General features: G+C 66.2%; 16 protein-coding genes. 8 read left to right on the top strand and 8 right to left on the bottom strand.

The window, feature by feature from the left end; translation table 11 throughout:
- Positions 1 to 5: 5 nt before the first annotated feature.
- From BW990_RS09105 to BW990_RS09095, 3 genes are all read right to left on the bottom strand, one after another.
- A complete protein-coding gene (locus tag BW990_RS09105; RefSeq protein ID WP_234990200.1) occupies positions 6 to 1,523 on the bottom strand; it encodes a pilus assembly protein TadG-related protein in 1,518 nt (505 codons plus the stop codon).
- Entirely contained in the window at positions 1,520 to 2,344 is an 825-nt protein-coding gene (cpaB, locus tag BW990_RS09100; RefSeq protein ID WP_076447354.1) for a Flp pilus assembly protein CpaB, read from the bottom strand. The genes BW990_RS09105 and cpaB overlap by 4 nt, the downstream gene beginning before the upstream one ends.
- 82 nt (positions 2,345 to 2,426) lie before the next feature.
- Positions 2,427 to 2,609: a Flp family type IVb pilin gene (locus tag BW990_RS09095; protein WP_076447352.1), complete on the bottom strand. Its 183-nt coding sequence runs from the start codon at positions 2,607 to 2,609 to the stop codon at positions 2,427 to 2,429.
- A gap of 482 nt (positions 2,610 to 3,091) precedes the next feature.
- Here BW990_RS09095 and BW990_RS09090 point away from each other — a divergent pair, with 482 nt between their 5' ends.
- Positions 3,092 to 3,901, top strand: a complete 810-nt coding sequence (locus BW990_RS09090; RefSeq protein WP_076447350.1) for a helix-turn-helix transcriptional regulator — start codon at positions 3,092 to 3,094, stop codon at positions 3,899 to 3,901.
- A 334-nt stretch (positions 3,902 to 4,235) separates the two neighbouring features.
- On the opposite strand, the gene bfr is transcribed toward BW990_RS09090, so the two are convergent.
- Genes bfr through BW990_RS21790 form a run of 3 tightly spaced genes read right to left on the bottom strand, consistent with a single transcriptional unit; the run spans position 4,236 to position 5,145 of the window.
- A complete protein-coding gene (gene bfr, locus BW990_RS09085) occupies positions 4,236 to 4,727 on the bottom strand; it encodes a bacterioferritin (protein ID WP_076447348.1) in 492 nt (163 codons plus the stop codon).
- A complete protein-coding gene (locus BW990_RS09080; protein ID WP_076447346.1) occupies positions 4,724 to 4,975 on the bottom strand; it encodes a (2Fe-2S)-binding protein in 252 nt (83 codons plus the stop codon). Before BW990_RS09080 ends, bfr begins: the two co-directional genes overlap by 4 nt.
- Positions 4,972 to 5,145 carry a hypothetical protein gene (locus tag BW990_RS21790; RefSeq protein WP_159441620.1) on the bottom strand — a complete coding sequence of 58 codons (174 nt, stop codon included), beginning with the start codon at positions 5,143 to 5,145 and terminating at the stop codon, positions 4,972 to 4,974. The genes BW990_RS09080 and BW990_RS21790 overlap by 4 nt, the downstream gene beginning before the upstream one ends.
- Before the next feature lie 429 nt (positions 5,146 to 5,574).
- Between BW990_RS21790 and BW990_RS09075 the strand changes: the two genes are divergently transcribed.
- From BW990_RS09075 to BW990_RS09045, 7 genes are all read left to right on the top strand, one after another.
- Complete coding sequence (locus BW990_RS09075; protein WP_076447344.1) at positions 5,575 to 6,183, top strand: hypothetical protein; 609 nt, start codon at positions 5,575 to 5,577, stop codon at positions 6,181 to 6,183.
- 62 nt (positions 6,184 to 6,245) lie between these two features.
- A complete protein-coding gene (locus BW990_RS09070) occupies positions 6,246 to 6,704 on the top strand; it encodes an NUDIX hydrolase (protein ID WP_076447341.1) in 459 nt (152 codons plus the stop codon).
- Positions 6,705 to 7,069: 365 nt separating this feature from the next.
- Positions 7,070 to 7,762: a Crp/Fnr family transcriptional regulator gene (locus BW990_RS09065; RefSeq protein ID WP_234990198.1), complete on the top strand. Its 693-nt coding sequence runs from the start codon at positions 7,070 to 7,072 to the stop codon at positions 7,760 to 7,762.
- Positions 7,763 to 7,984: 222 nt separating this feature from the next.
- Positions 7,985 to 11,164: an Ig-like domain-containing protein gene (locus BW990_RS09060; protein WP_076447335.1), complete on the top strand. Its 3,180-nt coding sequence runs from the start codon at positions 7,985 to 7,987 to the stop codon at positions 11,162 to 11,164.
- A 65-nt stretch (positions 11,165 to 11,229) separates the two neighbouring features.
- Complete coding sequence (locus tag BW990_RS09055; RefSeq protein ID WP_076447332.1) at positions 11,230 to 12,591, top strand: TolC family protein; 1,362 nt, start codon at positions 11,230 to 11,232, stop codon at positions 12,589 to 12,591.
- Entirely contained in the window at positions 12,588 to 14,804 is a 2,217-nt protein-coding gene (locus BW990_RS09050) for an ATP-binding cassette domain-containing protein (RefSeq protein ID WP_076447329.1), read from the top strand. The genes BW990_RS09055 and BW990_RS09050 overlap by 4 nt, the downstream gene beginning before the upstream one ends.
- Before the next feature lies 1 nt (position 14,805).
- Positions 14,806 to 15,987 (top strand): HlyD family efflux transporter periplasmic adaptor subunit, encoded by a 1,182-nt coding sequence (locus BW990_RS09045; RefSeq protein WP_076447326.1) that lies wholly within the window; start codon positions 14,806 to 14,808, stop codon positions 15,985 to 15,987.
- A gap of 244 nt (positions 15,988 to 16,231) precedes the next feature.
- Here BW990_RS09045 and dtd read toward each other — a convergent pair whose 3' ends face one another.
- Positions 16,232 to 16,675 (bottom strand): D-aminoacyl-tRNA deacylase, encoded by a 444-nt coding sequence (dtd, locus tag BW990_RS09040; RefSeq protein ID WP_076447323.1) that lies wholly within the window; start codon positions 16,673 to 16,675, stop codon positions 16,232 to 16,234.
- Positions 16,672 to 17,574 (bottom strand): carbohydrate kinase family protein, encoded by a 903-nt coding sequence (locus tag BW990_RS09035; RefSeq protein ID WP_076447320.1) that lies wholly within the window; start codon positions 17,572 to 17,574, stop codon positions 16,672 to 16,674. The genes dtd and BW990_RS09035 overlap by 4 nt, the downstream gene beginning before the upstream one ends.
- Positions 17,575 to 17,584: the final 10 nt, after the last annotated feature.

Raw genomic sequence — 17,584 nt, 5'->3', positions numbered from 1 at the left:
GACGTTCACCGGTACAACTGCACGACGTCGCGGAAGACGCCGCCCGCGCCCGCGCCGCCATAGCCCGACACGCCCACCGATCCGATGACTTCGACCCAGAGATCGAAGGTGGCGGGCGATCCGCTACCGGCACCCACGGGTTCGGTCATGAAGATCTCGACGAACTCCGCCACGGGCACGTTGGTGGTCGCGCCGTTGATGGGGTTGGCGACGCAATCAATGGCCGCCGCGATCAGAACCCGCCGTTTCGGGTCCGTCGAGACGTTGGACGAGCATTGCGCGATCCCGGTCTCGTCGCGGCCCGACAGGATCGCGCCGCCCGGCAGGCCCGCGGTCTTGGCGTATTCGATTTCGGCCAGGTAGACGCCGTAGCGCGTGCCCGCATAGGCCGTGGGGATATGCGGCGTCAGATGCGCGTCTTCGCCGATGTCGAGCACGCCGTTCCCGTCCCCGTGGTTGGTGTCGATATAGGCGTCGTAGTCCCAGCTTCCGTCACCGAACCGGGTGCAGCCGCCCGATCCGAAGCAATCGTCATGGGGCAGGCCGATCGTGTCTGTCGAGGGCTGGGGGTTGTTCCAGCCGCAGGCATTGTTCTGCGGAACCTTGCCCGAGATGATGTTCGGGGCGACCGTGTAGGCCGCGTCGGTTCTGAATTGTGACATCACCCCGTGGAACTGATCGAAGCGGACATTGAAGGCGGAGTTTTCCAGCCCGACCTTCTGGCCCGGTTCCGTCGTGACGCCGCTCTGGGTGTAGCATTGCGTGACGTTTTCCTCGGCGCCGATCAGGCATCCGATCAGTTTCGCGCCGTTCAGCCCGTTGCATGTCGACCCGAGGGCCGCCGAGGAAGTGTCGAGAAAGCCGAAATCGCCCGGCCCCCAGGCACTGCCCTGTCCGCCCGAGCGCATGAGGATCTGGTCGCCGATGGTGGCGCTTTGCGTGGCACTCCAGCCCGAGGGCGCGCAGAACATCAGCGGCGTGATATCGCAGGCTTCCATGGTGAAGCCCGCGATTGCCTCCGCCGCGACCGTGGCCTGGCCCGCGGAACTGGCGCCGGTCAGCGCCCGGGTCGCCCGCAGATAGATCGGGTCGAGCGTCGCAGGCGTCGCCACCACCTGCACCAGCCAAGCCTGCCGCGGATCGGTCGTCACGAACGGTGTGACCGAAGCGGTATCGCTGGCGGGCAGCCCGTCGAGGAATGTCAGGGAATAATCCGCCGCGCCCGAAAGCGTGCCATCGCCCCCGAAGGCCTGCGGGGTCGAGATCATCTGCGCCGCCGCATTGGTCGCGCGGGTGATGCTGTCGCTTTGCCCGTCGAGCTCGCCCGCGGCGGCCAGCGCCACCTGGTCGGCGAAGCGCTGCAGGTCGGCATGGGCGACATGGACGCGCCCCATGTCGAAGACCAGCGCGGCAAGGCCCAGAACCGCCACGAACGCGCTCATCCAGAGCACGAGAACGCTGCCGGCCTCGTCCCGCAGGAAGCGGACCGATCCTGCAAGCATATGGCGGGCCGGGCGGATCATTTCAGAAAGATCTCCTCGGCATCATCCGTGCCGCGGCGCAGCAGGATGCTCGGCCGGCGCAGCACTGGCTGCGGTGCCGCCTCGTCTTCCGATGCGGGCTCCTCGACGGTCGAGACCGCGAAGAGATCCGAGAAGCCGATCTGGCTGATCGGCTGGAAATCCGGCGCATCGAGCTCGCGGAGGCTGAGGCTGAGACGTCCGGCGCGCTGCGCGAGGGCCAGCCGCTGGCTGTCCTCCGGGGTCACCTCGACGGTGACCGTGCGCGCGACCATGGGCTTGTCGCGTTGTTCCTCGGAGATCTGGTCGATCCCCACGACGCGGATGTTCTGCAGCACCGTCACGGCGCGGATTTCTGTCCCGGAGCCCGCGGTCATCACGATATCGACCCGGTCGCCGGGCGTCACGAAACCGCCCACGCCGGTCGCGGCATCAATGCTGATCGAGACGGCGCGATGGCCCGCGGAAAGCTTCTGCACGATCGTGACGCGCTCGTTCGGCGCGGACAGCTTGGCCGCGAGGATGGGCTCGCCCGGGAAGATGCGGCTCAGCGTGCGCCGCGTGCCGTCTTCGAAAATGGTCGTGATATCGGTGAAACTGCCTTCGATCACCGCGTTCTCCGGCCAGGCCCGCAACGTCAGCATCGCGGGATCCAGCGGTTCGCCATAGGCGATTTCAGTCTGAGCCGTGACGATCGCAACCATGCCGACCCCGGGCATCGCGGTGGCAGCCGTTGGTGCCATGTTTATCTGTGTCGCGGTAAAGGCTCCGGCCCCGGCGATCGAAATGCCCAGGAAAAAAGTGGCGAAGGATCTCAGTTTCATTTCGCACCTGCTTCAATCTGGGTGAATAAAAACTTGATGGTTTCGGAAACCGCCAGAATGGCGGTTTCCTAGTAATTCAGGATCAGCAGTTGGCGTTGCTGCTGGAGATAACGTTGCAAGCATTGGTTGCGTTGGTTGCTGCAGACGTGCCCATCTGCGTAAAGGTGGCCGTGCCGATGGCTGCGGCCACGAGAAGGGCGATGGCGTACTCGACCATCGCTGCGCCGGATTCGTCCTTCTGGAAGGCTTTGAGAAATTTAAACATACTTGGTCCCCCAATACTCTGGTGATGATGCGCTCTTGGCGCCGGTTTCCGAAATCCGGCCGCAGATGCCGAAAATCTGCATCCAGCGTAATCCCGTGCAGAATGACTCCGCATCGCCCTAAAGGCCGACGTTTACAACTCTGGCGTGTTCTCTTGCCTGGCCATGATGGATAAATGGCTAAAAACTAAACGGAAATGCCAAGTCGATTCGCTCGGATGCCGGAGTGATTCGGGCGCGATAGATGCGAAAAGCGATACGCTCTTAGCGTTTTGAACAGACTTATCCACAATCCGATAAAATGCGGAAGATGTAGGGCGGTATGGCGTGTCTTTCGTAAAAATCAATTAGAAACAGTATGTTAAGGGATATTTCCGTGATGCGCGGATGCCCCAGTTGCACAAATTGGTAAAAATTTTCTTTATTTAGACCCAATTATGCCCACATTCTTCATCCCGTTGGTCGGCTGCATCGGGGACTGCAGATGACGAGTTCGAGTTATTTTTTTTCAGACGGCGAAAAAGCCCGTCATTCCTTTGCGCTGGTGGCTGATTGGGTCCGTGCCATCAATGGCAGCGATGATTTCGAGAATGTTCTGACGGAATTATGTGATCTGTATTCGGCGGAGACGGCACAGATATCGCGCCGCAGCCGTCGTCGGGATCAAACCCGCCTGATCGGGCGGCGCGACAGAACCGACCGTAAGCTCTTCTCGCGCGCCGTGCGAAGCTACGCGGCATGGCATCTGGGCGACCTTATCCACTCCATGAGGATCGGCAGCGTCAGCTATCTCAGTGAAACGAGATGCGAAAGCGATACCGCGGAGATGTTGGAAGAGGCCGGCCTCGCAGACGTCGCGGTCGTCGTAATAGGGACCAACGACGCCTATACCGATTTTCTCGAATTGCATTTCGCAAATCCCGTGCCGTCGGCGGATCGAAACCTGATCGCGACTATGGGGCCGGTATTCACGCAATCCTGGAAAAAGCGGGCGCAGGGCAAGATTGAAGGTATTCTGAACGGCCGGCCATTCAGCATTTCCGATGCCCGCCCACTTCAGGCGCATATCCTCGACCCCGAAAACCCCGCGGGACTGACGCGCTGCGAATTCCGTATCTGCTCGCTCATCCTCGAGGGAAACCTGCCGGACGAGATCCCGAAAATCCTGACTGTCAGCAAGTCGACGCTGCGCTCGCATATGCGCGCGATCTACCTCAAGACGGGCGTCTCGGGGCAGGTCGAACTCATCCATCGACTTCACGCGGCGGCGGGACAGCAATCAGGGGCGGCCTGATCGGTGCGGGCCGCGGCTCTTTCCGATGTTCGGAGCTTTGATGCTTGCAGCCCGGAAGGGCGGTCGTCCCGTGGAGCCAGCTGACGCCGAACCACAAACCGAGCGGCCTGTCCCGAAGCGCAGACGGCACGTGGCTCATCGGCCACCCGACAAGCGATATCGGCAGCCGCAATTTGGCGATGCTGTGGTCAGCGTCTGACGGGAGGACCCGTCCCGGCAAACAGCGAACTTCGCCCCGATGGAACCCAGCCCGAACGGTGCCGGCGGATCGAACCACCGGCACATTCCTTGGCAACCATCGCTAACGACGGGACGCGTTCGAAGCGGACGATTGTCACTCGGTCTCGGCTTCGTCCGCCGATTTTGCCTGAAGCAAACCGTAATTTGCGTCCCCGATATTGGCCTGAAGCTCGAGCTGCGTCTCGAGGAAGTCGATATGGCCTTCCTCGTCGGCGATCAGGGTCTCGAACAGGTCCTTGGACACGTAGTCCTTGACGCTTTCGCAATGGTCGCGCGCCTCGATATAAAGCGTGCGGGCGTCGTGCTCCGCGGCAAGATCGGCCTCGAGCGTCTCTTTCAGGGTTTCGCCGATCCTCAAGGGGTCGAGCTTCTGCAGGTTCGGATGCCCGCCCAGAAAGATGATGCGCGCGATCAGCTTGTCGGCGTGATGCATCTCCTCGATGCTCTCTACCCGGGATTTCGCGGCGATCCGGCCGAAGCCCCAATCTTCCTGAAGCCGGTAATGCAGCCAGTACTGGCTGACGGCGGTCAATTCGCTGCGCAATGCCGCATTCAGATATTCAATTACCTTGTCGTCGCCCTTCACTTGGACCTCCTCTTGGACGCTGCTTTTTGTGAACGCATGTTCGTCAATTCCGCGGGCACGCCGAGGCTCGGGCAAGACGACATCGTCTCGATGAACAGGGGCAGGCAGCCTCCGCATTCCGCCTTCTTGCCGAGGACCCGATAGATCTTGCCTGGCGTGATGATCGTGTCCGGGTCCGATGAGCGCATCCAGTCGATGGCGGAGCGGATGTCGGCCGACCGGATGCCGGTGCAGTGACAGACGATCATGACGCGCCCGGAGCCGGTTGCTGCGACCAGCGATCGATCATGTATTCCACGTAACCCGACAGGGACGGGCAGCACAGCTCGCCGATCTCGTTCAGCAATTCCGCAGTCAGAAAGCTCACGTCGACGGCGTCCTCGGCCTCGGTCTCAAATTCGCGCGCGTGCCACATCATCCGAATCCCCTGTTCCCGCTCACGATATCCTATAAAAACCGTCGGAAAAGAAAACCCGACAAAATCAGTATGCCATTTTTCGGCAGCCGCGGAGCGAGGGGGGGGGCTGGGGGCCGCTTCAGGACCCATATACGCTCGCGCCGAGTGGGTCCGTCCGAATGACGGAAATCCGGTCTACAGAGGCTCGGCTTAACGAGCGCCTTTGGGGGTAGGGGCACGTGTGCACACCGCAGCTTCTGCGCGCAGGCGATCTGTCAAGCGCTCGCGAGCTGCCGTACCGACGCGAGACGAGATATTGCACAAATATCTGATTACGCGACGCGACCCATGTCTTTGACACCTCCCTCCGGACCCGCCAAGCTGCCCCAGGCGGTGCCGCAAACGGGGCGCAGCCTGGCACCCATCCCGCCCCTGAACCGGACCCTATCCATGCCCCTCCAGAACCGCGTGACACCTTTCGGAGAGATCGTCGCCGCCGCGTGGCGGGGCGGCGCGATGGGCAATCGCGGGCGGCTGCACGGCAAAGATAGGACGCTTGGCCGGGCGCGCTGGGCGGGCAAGGCTTGGATCACCTGCCTTCTGGACTTCAAGGGCCGGCAACGGACGGTCATGGCGCCGGGCAGCTATACCGAGCTTTTCTTCTCGGACGAGGCTGTGGCGCTGGCGGCGGGTCACCGGCCCTGCGCCGAATGCCGCCGCTCCGACTATACCGCGTTCCGCGCCGCCTTCGCGCGGGCCTTTCCCGAGGCCGGGCCGACACCGCGGGCCCGCGAGATGGATGAGCGCCTTCATGCCGCGCGGCGCGACACGACCGCCGATCGTCGCCTGCGGGCCGGTGCGGTGCCGGCCGGGGTCTTCGCGACGCCCGACGAACGCCGCGCGCTGTTGCGCTGGCACGGGGCATGGTGGGAATGGTCCGACGGGACATACCGGCCCGCGGAGTGCGATCCGGACGCGCTTCTGCGGCCGCTGACCCCCGCGCCCCTGATCGCGGTGCTGGAAGCGGGCTACCTGATTGGGATTCAACCTGAAATTTAATGATTCGTTGACGAAACCCTTTTATTTGTTAACCTTGGAGCAAATAAGAAGGCATTGAAGCCATGCCCGTTGAAGGCGAGCAAATCGCGGCCCTGCCGCTTCGGATCAAGAAGGACGGTAATGTCGAGGTGCTGATGGTCACCTCGCGCGATACCGGGCGCTGGGTCATGCCCAAGGGCTGGGAGATGGACGGCAAAAAGCCGTGGCGCGCCGCCGAGATCGAAGCCCTCGAGGAAGCGGGCGCGGTCGGGTTCATCGGCTCGGACGAGATTGGCACCTATCGCTACACCAAGATCCTCGGCGACGGCTCGGTCATTCCCTGCACCGTGCGGGTCTACCCGATGATCGTCGAAAAGCTGAAGCGGCGCTGGAAGGAAAAGGGCCAGCGCAAGCGGCGGTGGTTCACCCCGAAGGACGCCGCGCGCCGCGTGGTCGAGGAGGATCTCGCCCAGCTTCTCAAGACCCTGCACAAGAAACCCCTGAAGGAACCGGTTGTCCGCGACCTGCTGAAGGCGTCCTGACGCTGGGCCGGTCCGGGCATCCAGAAAAAATACAAGGGCCGCACCGGCGGGATGCGACCCTTGCGCCTCCGAAAGCACCAACCGCCATGGCCCCTCAGCCCGGCGATCGGCATGAGCCTCCGGAAGTTCGCCCGCGCGCCGCCGAAACGGACGCGGATGGCTTTGGCAGAACGTTGCCCCGGCGAAACCGGCCTCGGGACGCGCAGATCGCTCCGCCGCCCCGTGCCGTCATGGACCCGCCGGGATGTCCTGCCATGTTCTGTGTAGCGTCATGGAACAGACCGGCAGCGTCCGCATTAAACTATGACATAGCGTTATAGGTTTTTTCGATGTCGATCCGATGCGCCAGATGCCCGATCCGCAAGATGCCGCTCTTCAAGCCGATGACGGACGACGAGGTCGCCTTCATGGAGAGCTTCAAGATTGGCGAGATGACGCTGCAGGCCGGCACGCCGCTGCTCTCCGAAGGATCGAACTCCCCGCAATTGTTCACCGCCCTGTCGGGCTTCGGGATGCGCTACAAGCTTTTGGCCTCAGGCAAGCGGCAGGTGCTGAGCTTCGTGCTGCCGGGCGACTTCATCGGCCTGCAGGCGGGCGTGATGAACCAGCAGACCCATTCGGTCGAGGCCGTCACCAACATGACCCTGTGCGTCTTCAACCGCACCGAGCTCTGGACGCTGTTCCGCAACCACGCGGAGCGGGCCTTCGATCTGACCTGGATCGCGGCGGGAGAGGAGCGCTTCCTCGGCGAGGCACTCGCCGCGGTGGGCCAGAAATCGGCCTATGAGCGGATCGCATGGGCCTTCGCGCGCAGTTTCCGCAGGCTCGAGGCGCTGAAGATGCGCGACGGGATCACCGTGCCCTTTCCCTTCCGCCAGCAGCATCTGGCCGATGCGCTGGGCCTGTCGCTTGTCCATACCAACAAGACGCTGGCGCGTCTCCGGGACCGCCAATTGGTCAGCTGGGCCGACGGGCGCCTGTCGGTTCCCGATATTGGCGAGCTGGAAGAAGTGGGCTTGATCGACGAAAGCGCCGTTGCCCCAAGACCGCTGATGTGACGCCGGCGTCCCTGCAGGCCCCTGAAAACGCGATATTATCTTTTTGCGAATCACGTTCCGAAAAATGTTGGATTTTCACAACAGCGGCTTTGGAAAAGCGGGCTGCACAGAAATGTGGCGAAATTTTGTAGCGCCATGAGCGTGATTCCGCTATCACGCGGACAATAACAATGCAGGCGATCCGCAAAAGAGATCGCCGCCGAGGCAAGAGCGGTAAACATAATGCAAGCGATCGATATCGCTGTGCGCGCCCCTGCGGGCGACGTGCAGTTCACGTCTCTGGTCAGCAACGGCCAGGCCTTTGCCCTTCAAGCGGAACCCGGACAATCCATCTCGCTCAACGTCTCGCCGTCCAGTCTGCGCGGCTATACGCGCGACGCCGGGGATCTGGTGATCGCGCTGGCCGATGGCCAGACCATCGTCATCGAGGATTACTTCACCGCCGAGGGCGCGCGGCTGTTCCTCAGCGCGGGCGGTTCCTTGTCGGAAGTCGTGCTGACCGAGACCGGCGACGGGCTGCTGCTTGCCAGCTACGGGCCCACGGAGACCTTCGGCAAATGGAGCCCGAATGACGAACTGATCTTCCTCGACACGCCGGTCGCCATGGCCGGTGTCGTGACCTCCGAGGATGAAGAGACCTCGATGCTTGCGACGAGCCTGCTCGGCACCACGCTGGCGGGCGGATCGGGTCTTGGCGTTGCGGCCGGCGCGGCGGCGGTCGGAGCCGCGGTGCTGGGCGCCGAGGATGAGGACGGCAGCGGCGGCGGCGCAAGCGGCGGCAGCGGGCCCATCGATCCGTCCATCGACGACGCGGGCGAAAGCGTCACCATCTACGGCGACGATGCCCAGGAGATCACCGTTTCCGGCATCGCCGAGCCCGGCGCGACCGTCATCGTGACCGTGGGCGGTCAGCAGATCGAGACCGTCGCGGCGGATGATGCCTCCTGGAGCGTGGTCTTCGACGGCGACGCCTTCCCCGAAGATGGCAGTTACACCGTCACCGCGACCGTCACCGATCCCGATGGCCGCATTACCGAACTGAACGGCGCGAGCTACGATATCGACGTCACCGCGCCCGCGGTCGAGGTGCAGGACGGCACCGAAAGCAGCGGCACGCTGGTCAACGCGGAAATGCAGGCGGGCGGCATCACCCTGTCGGGCAGCGTCGAACCCGGATCCACCGTCACCGTCGAGATCGACGGCACCGCCTATGACGCGGTGGTGAGCGATGGCAGCTGGACGCTCGATCTGGATGAAAGCGTGATCGGCGCGGGCACCTATACGCAATCGGTGACGGTCACAGCCACCGACGCGGCGGGCAATGTCACGGTCATCACCGATACCATCGTCGTGGATACCGAGATCTCGCTGACCGCCGACACCGCCGCCATGGGCGGAGACGGCACCATCAACGCCGCCGAACGCGCCGCGGGCGTCGCCCTGACCGGCACCTCCGAGCCCGGATCGACCGTCGTGGTCACCCTCGCGGGCACGACCAGAACCGCGACCGTTGCCGCCGATGGCAGCTGGAGCGTCAGCTACGCCGCCGCCGATCTGCCCGAGGGCGAGACCACGCTCGACGTGACCGCGACGGCGACCGACGCGGCGGGCAACAGCACGACGACCTCCGGCAGCGTTGAGATCGACACGCTGGTCACCGATTTCGCTCATACGTCCACGCCGGGCGGCGCGGATGGCGTCGTCAACGCGACCGAGGCGGCGCAGGGCCTGACGTTGACCGGCACGACCGAGCCGGGCTCGACCGTCACGCTCAGCTTCGCGGGCACTTCGGTGCCCGTCACCGTGGCCTCCGATGGCAGCTGGACCGCGACGGTTCCGCCCTCGGCGATCCCCGCGGGCGAGGGCAGCTACGACATTATCGCCACCGCCACCGATGCGGCGGGCAATACCGAAACCCTGACCCAGAGCGTCACCGTCGATACCGTCGCGGGCCAGCTCACGATCAGCGCGGCGCCGGTTGAGGGCGACGACGTGGTCAACGCCGCCGAAGCGGCGGATGGCGTGACCCTGACGGGCACTTCCGATCCCAACCAGCTGGTCACCGTGACGTTGGGCGGGGTGAGCCGGGATGTCACGACCGATGCGAACGGTGTCTGGACGGCGACCTTCGCCCCGGGCGACATCCCGCCCGGCACCTACGAGGCGCAGATCACCGCGACGATCACCGACGCTGCGGGCAACACGCTGGTGCGCACCGATAGCGTCCAGATCGACACCGAGGTGCAGAACTTCGCCGTCTCGACGGCACCGGTCGCGGGCGACGGCGTGGTCAATGCGGCGGAGGCCGCAAGCGGCGTAGCCCTCAGCGGCACGACCGAGCCGGGCAGCAGCGTCTTGGTCAGCGTGGGTGGCGTGACGCGCCCCGCCAGCGTCGATCAGAACGGCAACTGGACGGCCAGCTTCGCCGCTGGCGAGATCGCGCCGGGCACCTACACCGCGCAGGCGCTCGTTTCCACTATCGACCCCGCGGGCAACCAGACCCAGACCGCCGCGAGCTTCCTCGTCGATACCGAGGTCGACCGACTGGCCTTCGCAGCCGCACCCATCGCGGGCGACGGCGTGGTCAACGCCGCCGAGGCCGCGGCGGGCCTGACCTTGACCGGCGTGGTCGAGCCCGGCTCGACCCTGATCGTCACCCTGAACGGCATATCCCATGCCGCCAGCGTCGATGCGGCGGGCAACTGGAGCGTCACCATCGCCGCATCTGACCTGCCCGCGGGCGAGCTGGACGCGACGGTAACGCTCGATGCGACCGACGCGGCGGGCAATACCCGCAGCGAAAGCACGGTTCTGTCCTTCGACACGGTGATCCCGGAAAGCCCGGAAGTGACGGATTATACCCGCAACCATACCGGCCTCACCGGCGTCTCGCTCGAGATGACGGACGACGCGATCCAGATCGGCCATATCGAGGCGGACGGGTCGGTCGGCGCGGTCGGCTTTACCTCCTTCGATATCGCAGCGCGGGGCGAGACCTCGTATTTCTTCGACGAGACGGTGCCGGACGGATCGCACCTCGTGGTGACCGCCACCGATGCCGCGGGCAATGTCGCAGGCACGCTGCACGTGGTCGACGATCCGCTCACCAACCAGGTGGGCATAACCGATGCGCTGGCCCAGACGCTCGGCGCCTTCGAGATCGAGACCATCGACCTGCAATTCGCCGAGGACAGCCAGCTGACCCTGACCGAGGCGCAGGTGACTGCGCTGGCGCAGGGCACCGACACGGTGACCATCACCGGCGGTGTCGACGACACGGTGACGATCACCGGCGCACAGGCGGTGGGGCAGACCACGCAGGACGGACAGACCTTCAACGTCTTCGTTCTGGGCGATGCGACGGTACAGATCGAGGACGACATCACCAACGTGGTGATCTGACCCCGATGCTTGGCGCGGCGCGACGGGCGCGCCGTGTCTCGCGGGCAGGAAGGGGCAGGAACGAGATGCGGGCGAGTGCGACGGCGATCATTCTGGGCGGGGCGCTTCTGGGCCTTGCGGGCTGCGGCGGCACGCCGTTCCCGGCCATGCCCGGGATGTCGGGCCTGTCGGACCTCACGACGCGCTTTGCCACCGGCCCCGATGCGGCGATGCGCCGTCTCGCCCCAGAAACCGACGGGACCAGCGCGACCGGCGCTCAGGATCGCGACCGATCCGACGCCGCCTCTCCGATCATCGCCGAACTCGCGACGCGCCGCTCGGTCCTCGAGCCCGGCTCGCCCTATGCCGAGATCGCGGGCCGTGTCCTCGCGTCGGGTGCGCGGGTCGAGGCGGCGGAACTGGAAGTGGCGCAATTGCGCGCCCGCGCGGCCGACTGGAACTGGCTGCCGACGCTCGGGCCGACCGTGTCGCTCAGCGCGCTGGGCGATGTGGTGGCCGATCTGGTGCTCAACCAGGTCCTGTTCGACAACGGCCGCAAACGGGCCGAGCGCGACCTTGCCCGCGCCGAGGTCGAACGCGCAGCCGTGCGGCTCTCAGACAGCACCAATGCCCGCGTCGCCGACGCGCTTCGCCTGCAGATCCGCGCCGCCGAGGGGCGCGAGACCGCGACGCATTTCGCCGCCGCGCACAAGGACATGGCGCATTTCGAATGGGTGATGTCCGAACGGGTCAAGGGCGGTGTCTCGAACCGTTCCGACCTCGTGGTGCTGCGCCAGAAACTTGCCGATATCGCCGCCGACCGCGACCGCGCGACCGAGGATGCCGCCCGCGCCGAGGCCGAGCTTGCGCAGATGGCGGACGGGGCGGGCAACATCCGGGGCATCGGGACGCTGTCGGGCCCTGTGGCCGACGCGACGCCGCTCGGCGTTCTGATGGCCCGGGCCGACCGTGACAAGACCGAGGCCGAGGCGCGGATCGCCCGGTCGGGGTTCCTGCCGGGTCTCGGCTTCGAGGCGAGCGCGCGCAGCGGGCAGGGCGGGCTGACCGCGGCGTTGCCGAACGGCGTCGGGATCGGGACGGGTGCTGCGCTGAAGGCCACCGAGGCCAGCATCACCGCCGCCGAGGAACGCATCCTTGCCGCGCGCGAGGAGGCGGCGCGCGAGGAGGCGGGGCTCCTGCGCGAGATCGCCGCGCTCGAGCGGCAGGTGGCGGAGGCGCAGGACCTCGCGCGGCAGGCCAAGACCACGCTCGACCTCTTTCAGCGGCAATATGAAGGCGGCCAGCGGCGGGTCATGGAGGTGGTCGGCGTCTACGAGACCTTCGCTGACGCCACCGCCCGCGCGCTGCGGCTGAAATATGACCACGCCCGGGCCGAGGTCGCGCTGGCGCGGCTTCGCGGCGTTCTGGCCGACGGGGCGGCCATATGACCGCCACCGCCGCCCGCGTCGTGGCCCTGGCCGGGCGCGCGCGCGACGCGCTGATCGCCGCCGGGCCGGAAGTTGCCGCCAACATGCCCGGACGCGCGCATCCGCTTTCCGACAAGGCGCGGGCGCGGGCCGATCTGATCCGGCTTCTGGCGCAGCAGCGCGGGCTGGAACCCGCCCGCGCGGATATCGCGGAGGCCCTGCAGCGCCGTGCGGGCCCGACCGAGAGCTACGGCACCGACGCGCTTCGGGCGGGCTGCGAGGCCGCGGGATTGCTGGCCGAGACGCGGGCCGGATCGCCCGATCCGCGCGCCCTGCCAGCGCTGGCCCTGATGACATCCGGACAGGTCGTGCTGATCCTCGGCGTCACCGACCGCGCGGTCACGCTCTACGAGGCGGACGCCCCGGACCGGCAGGTTGATGTGCCGCGGGGCGACTTCACATCCTACTACACCGGACAATATGTGAGCGCCGAAGCGCCGGTCGCGCGCCTGTCCGACAGCCACGCGGCGCGGTCCGAGACACGCCATTGGTTCTGGGGCGAGTTCGCCCGCTTCAAGCGGCCCTTCGCGGAGATCGCGCTGGGTTCCTTCGTCGCGAACATGCTGGCCGTGGCGGTCGCGCTCTTCTCGCTGCAGGTCTACGACCGGGTGATCCCGCATCAATCCGTGGCGACGCTCTGGGTTCTGGCGGCGGGCGCGGGGCTGGCGCTGATGCTCGAATGCGCGCTCAAATCCGCGCGCGGGCAGCTTCTCGACGGGGCCGGGCGGCAGATCGAGCTGGGTGTGCAGAAAACACTGATGAGCCGCCTTCTGGGCATGCGTTCGGAACAGGCGGCGCAGAATCCCGCGCAGCTTTTCTCGGCGATGCGCGAATTCGGTGCGGTGCGCGAGTTTTTCACCGCCTCGACCGTGGGCGCGCTCGCCGATGTCCCGTTCATCCTATTGTTCCTGGTTCTCGTTACCTCGATCGCGGGCAGCGTCGTCTGGGTGCTGGTCGCGGGCGCGCTCCTGATGGTGGTGCCGGGGCTTTTCCTGCAGCGCCGCATGATGCGCCTGACCGAAGAGATGCAGGGCGCGGGCGTCAAGCAATCGCGCCTGCTGCAGGAGGTGGTGAGCGAGCTCGATACCCTGAAGGGCGCCCGCGCCGAGGGCCGTTTCGCCCGGCTCTGGGAAGAGCTCGTCGCGGTGCAATCGCTGAAATCCTCCGAACAGCGGCGGCTCTCGGCGAACCTGACGATCTGGGCGCAGGGCGTGCAGCAGGCGACCTATGTCTGCGCCGTAATCGCGGGCACCTATCTTGTTTTCGCGGGCGAGTTCACCGTGGGCGCGATCATCGCCACCGGCATCCTGACCTCGCGCACGCTGGCGCCCCTGACGCAACTTTCTGGCATCCTCGCGCGGTGGTCCAACGTCAAGACCGCGCTGAGCATGCTCGACACCGTGGCCGAGGCCCCGCAGGACCGCGCGCCGGGGCGGAGCTATCTGCGCCGCGACCGGCTGCAGGGCCGCTTCGAGCTGAAAGGCGTGAGTTACCGCTACGGCGCAGGCGCGCCCGCGCTCGATATCGCGGCACTCGGCATCAATGCCGGGCAGACCATGGCGATCCTCGGTGCGAACGGGTCGGGCAAGTCGACGCTCCTGCGCGTGCTGTCAGGGCTCTACGCACCCGCCGAGGGGCGTATCCTGCTCGATGGCGTAGAGATGGCGCAGATCGACCCCGCCGACCTCAGGCGCGGAATCGGGTATCTGGGGCAGGATGTGCGCCTGTTTCAGGGCAGTCTGCGCGACAACCTCAATCTCACGCGGCTCGAGACCGATGACGACCGTCTCTATGCCGCGCTCGATTTCGCCGGCCTCGGTCAATTCGTGAAGGCCCATCCCGAGGGGCTCGATCTGCGGATCGGCGATGGCGGCTCGGGCCTTTCGGTCGGCCAGCGGCAATCCATGGGCTGGGCGCGGCTCTGGCTGCAGGACCCCGATATCTGCCTTCTCGACGAGCCGACCGCCGCGCTCGATCAGACGCTGGAGGCCACGCTGATGTCGCGCCTCGCCACCTGGCTCGATGGGCGGACGGCGGTGATCGCTACCCACCGGGTGCCGATCCTGCAACTGGCCCCGCGGGTGATGATCCTCGCGCAGGGACGCGTCGCGGTCGACGGCCCGCGCGAGGATGTCCTCGCGCATCTGACGCGCACCGCCAAGGGAGGGCCCTGACATGGCGATGACCAGCACCGAGATCGCGCGGCAATTGCAGGATCGCGGGCGCGGCCCGTCGCTCATCATCTGGCTCTGCGCAGGCGCGGTCTGGACCTTCATCCTCTGGGCCTCCTTCGCCTGGATCGACGAGATCGTGCGTGCCGACGGGGCGCTGGTCTCTTCCTCGCGGCCGCAGATCATCCAGAACCTCGAAGGCGGCATCCTCGCCGAGCTTCTGGTCGCCGAGGGCGACGCGGTGCGCCAGGGCGACGTGCTGGCGCGGCTGCACGGCACGGAATACCGCGCCTCGGTGACCGATCTTTCGGATCAGATCACCGCGCTGGAGATCCGGCGCCTGCGGCTTGAGGCGGAACTGGCAGATGCCGGCGATCTGGCGCTTCCCGCCGATCTGGAACGGTCCAATCCCGACATGGCGCGCTCCGAACGGCAGCTTCTGGCAGCGCGGCAGGCCGATTACCGCAGCCGCACCGAGGGCGCGCGCCGCGTGCTCGAACAGGCCTCCGCCGAGAAGAAGCTGATGGAGGATCTCTACGCCAAGAACGTGGTCTCGCTGATCGAGGTGACCCGCGCCCGCAAGACCCATGCCGATGCGCGCATCCAGCACGACGAGATCGTCACCCAGACCGCGCTGACCCGCGCCGAGGAGCATTCCAAGACGCTGCGCGAACTCGCCACCCTGCGCCAGGGCATGAACGCCGCGCGCGACCAGCTCGACCGGACCGTGCTGGTCAGCCCGATGGACGGGGTGGTGAACAAGCTGTCGGTCACGACCATCGGCGGCGTCGTGCGCCCGGGCGAGGAAATTCTGCAGATCATCCCGCGCGAGGAAGCCGCGCTGGTGGAGGCCCGCGTCGCGCCCGAGAACATCGCCAATGTCCGGCCGGGACAGATGGCGACGGTGAAACTCTCGGCCTACGACTACACCATCTGGGGATCGCTGCGCGGCGTGGTGCAGGTCGTCTCGGCGGACACGTTCGAGGATGAGCGCGACCCGAATAGGGAGGCGCATTACAAGGTGACCGTGCGCCTCGACACCGCCGCCATGACCGAACGGCAGACACGGATCGCGCTGCGGCCGGGCATGCAGGCCCAGGTCGAGCTGATGACGGGGCAGAAGACTGTCCTGCAATACCTGCTCAAGCCGCTTTACAAGGCGAAGGACGCGCTGCGCGAACCCTGAGACGGGTTTCCCACGGACTTATCCACAAGAACATTCCGATATGGGTGTCATCGCTTTGGTACGCCCTTTTGCGCGCTTTGTCGCGCGGCCCCCACATGCAGGGGCAAAGGCACGCGAGGCACCAGATCGGGTGCGCATGTCTTTCGCGGATTTCTTCCCGCCGCGTCCGTTTCCGCATTGCCTTTGCCGCAGGAGGGGTTTTGCGACCGGGCTGCCCGATTCTGTGCACATGCGCCGGTCGCGGCTATTCGGCGGTGTCGAGCCAGATGGTCATCGGACCGTCATTGACCAGATGCACCTGCATCTCCGCCCCGAAACGGCCCGTGGCGACGCGGATCGACGCCGCCTGCAACGCGGCGGCGAAATGGTGATAGAGGCGCTCGCCTTCGTCGGGAGGCGCGGGTCTGGAAAAGCCCGGCCGATTGCCGCGCCGCGTATTGGCGGCCAGCGTGAACTGGCTCACCACGAGGGCGGCGCCGCCGGTATCGGTCAGCGACAGGTTGGTCTTGCCCTCCGCGTCGCGGAACATGCGCAGCTTGGCGACCTTGGCCGCGAGCCTTTCGGCCATGGCATCGTCGTCGCCCTGCATCGCGCAGACGAGGATCAGAAGCCCGGGGCCGATCTCGCCCACCACGGCGCCGCCCACCTCGACGCGGGCTTCGGTGACGCGCTGCAGCAGCGCCCTCACAATTCGTGGTCCCAGGGCGGGTTCGCGCCCGCGCGGGACACGGTGATCGCGGCGGCCTTCGCGCCCAGCTGCACCGCTGGTTCCAGCTGCGACAGATCGGCGGCCCGGAAGGCATCGCGCGACAAAAGATAGGCCCGCGAGAGCCCGGCCAGAAAGCCCGCGTTGAACGTGTCCCCCGCGCCGACCGTATCGACGACATTGGCTTTCTCGGCGGCCACGCGCATCGATCCGTCCTGCGCGATGACGTCCACGCCCTCGGCGCCGCGGGTGATCAGGACGAGCGCGATGCCCCGCGCCAGAAGGCTCTCGGCGCTTTCGCCCAGCCAGTCGAGATCCTCGTCCGACACCTTGACCACGTCGGCCCCGTCGAGCATCGCGGCGAGCCGCGCGCGATAGGCCGCCTCGTCGCGGATAAAACCGGGGCGCACATTGGGGTCGATCATCACCAGCCGTTGGCCTGCCGACCGGGCACAGAGCGCGGCATAGGCATCCGCGGCAGGTTCGCCGACAAGGCTGATCCCGCCGAAGAAGATCGCCTGCGTGGCCGCGTCCAGATCGGGCAGATCGGCCTCGGACAAGAGGCGCCCGGCGGTGTTCTCGTCGTAGAAGGCGTATTTCGCATGCCCGTCCGTCAGCGTGACGAAGGCCAGCGTGGTGGGCCGGTCGCTTTTCGCGGCAAGCTTGGTGTCGACGCGGGACTTGCCCAGCTCGTTCACCAGCATGTCGCCGAAAAGGTCGGTGGACAGCCCGCTGAAGAAACCGACCGGCGCGCCGAGACGCCCCAGCGCGATGGCGGTGTTGAAGACCGCACCGCCCGGATAGGGGGCGAAGGCGGGCTCGCCGTCGCGGCTTTCGCGCGGCAGCATGTCGATCAGGGCCTCTCCGCAGCACAGGATCATGGCATCCCCC

Origin of the sequence: Roseivivax lentus, assembly GCF_900156805.1 — a bacterium.
In the GTDB taxonomy this organism is placed as follows: domain Bacteria; phylum Pseudomonadota; class Alphaproteobacteria; order Rhodobacterales; family Rhodobacteraceae; genus Roseivivax; species Roseivivax lentus.
The sequence above is the reverse complement of the archived record's forward strand: the minus strand, read 5'-3'. Positions and strand labels throughout refer to the sequence as shown.

Excerpts from the sequence above, each read along its gene's own strand:
- BW990_RS09070 (WP_076447341.1), top strand. The coding sequence starts at position 6,246 with ATGCCCGTTGAAGGCGAGCAAATCGCGGCCCTGCCGCTTCGGATCAAG.
- BW990_RS09075 (WP_076447344.1), top strand. The coding sequence starts at position 5,575 with ATGCCCCTCCAGAACCGCGTGACACCTTTCGGAGAGATCGTCGCCGCC.
- BW990_RS09090 (WP_076447350.1), top strand. The coding sequence starts at position 3,092 with ATGACGAGTTCGAGTTATTTTTTTTCAGACGGCGAAAAAGCCCGTCAT.
- BW990_RS09060 (WP_076447335.1), top strand. The coding sequence starts at position 7,985 with ATGCAAGCGATCGATATCGCTGTGCGCGCCCCTGCGGGCGACGTGCAG.
- BW990_RS09105 (WP_234990200.1), bottom strand. The coding sequence starts at position 1,523 with ATGATCCGCCCGGCCCGCCATATGCTTGCAGGATCGGTCCGCTTCCTG.
- BW990_RS09035 (WP_076447320.1), bottom strand. The coding sequence starts at position 17,574 with ATGATCCTGTGCTGCGGAGAGGCCCTGATCGACATGCTGCCGCGCGAA.
- BW990_RS09095 (WP_076447352.1), bottom strand. The coding sequence starts at position 2,609 with ATGTTTAAATTTCTCAAAGCCTTCCAGAAGGACGAATCCGGCGCAGCG.
- cpaB (WP_076447354.1), bottom strand. The coding sequence starts at position 2,344 with ATGAAACTGAGATCCTTCGCCACTTTTTTCCTGGGCATTTCGATCGCC.
- BW990_RS09055 (WP_076447332.1), top strand. The coding sequence starts at position 11,230 with ATGCGGGCGAGTGCGACGGCGATCATTCTGGGCGGGGCGCTTCTGGGC.
- BW990_RS21790 (WP_159441620.1), bottom strand. The coding sequence starts at position 5,145 with ATGATGTGGCACGCGCGCGAATTTGAGACCGAGGCCGAGGACGCCGTC.
- BW990_RS09045 (WP_076447326.1), top strand. The coding sequence starts at position 14,806 with ATGGCGATGACCAGCACCGAGATCGCGCGGCAATTGCAGGATCGCGGG.
- BW990_RS09065 (WP_234990198.1), top strand. The coding sequence starts at position 7,070 with ATGCCGCTCTTCAAGCCGATGACGGACGACGAGGTCGCCTTCATGGAG.
- BW990_RS09080 (WP_076447346.1), bottom strand. The coding sequence starts at position 4,975 with ATGATCGTCTGTCACTGCACCGGCATCCGGTCGGCCGACATCCGCTCC.
- BW990_RS09050 (WP_076447329.1), top strand. The coding sequence starts at position 12,588 with ATGACCGCCACCGCCGCCCGCGTCGTGGCCCTGGCCGGGCGCGCGCGC.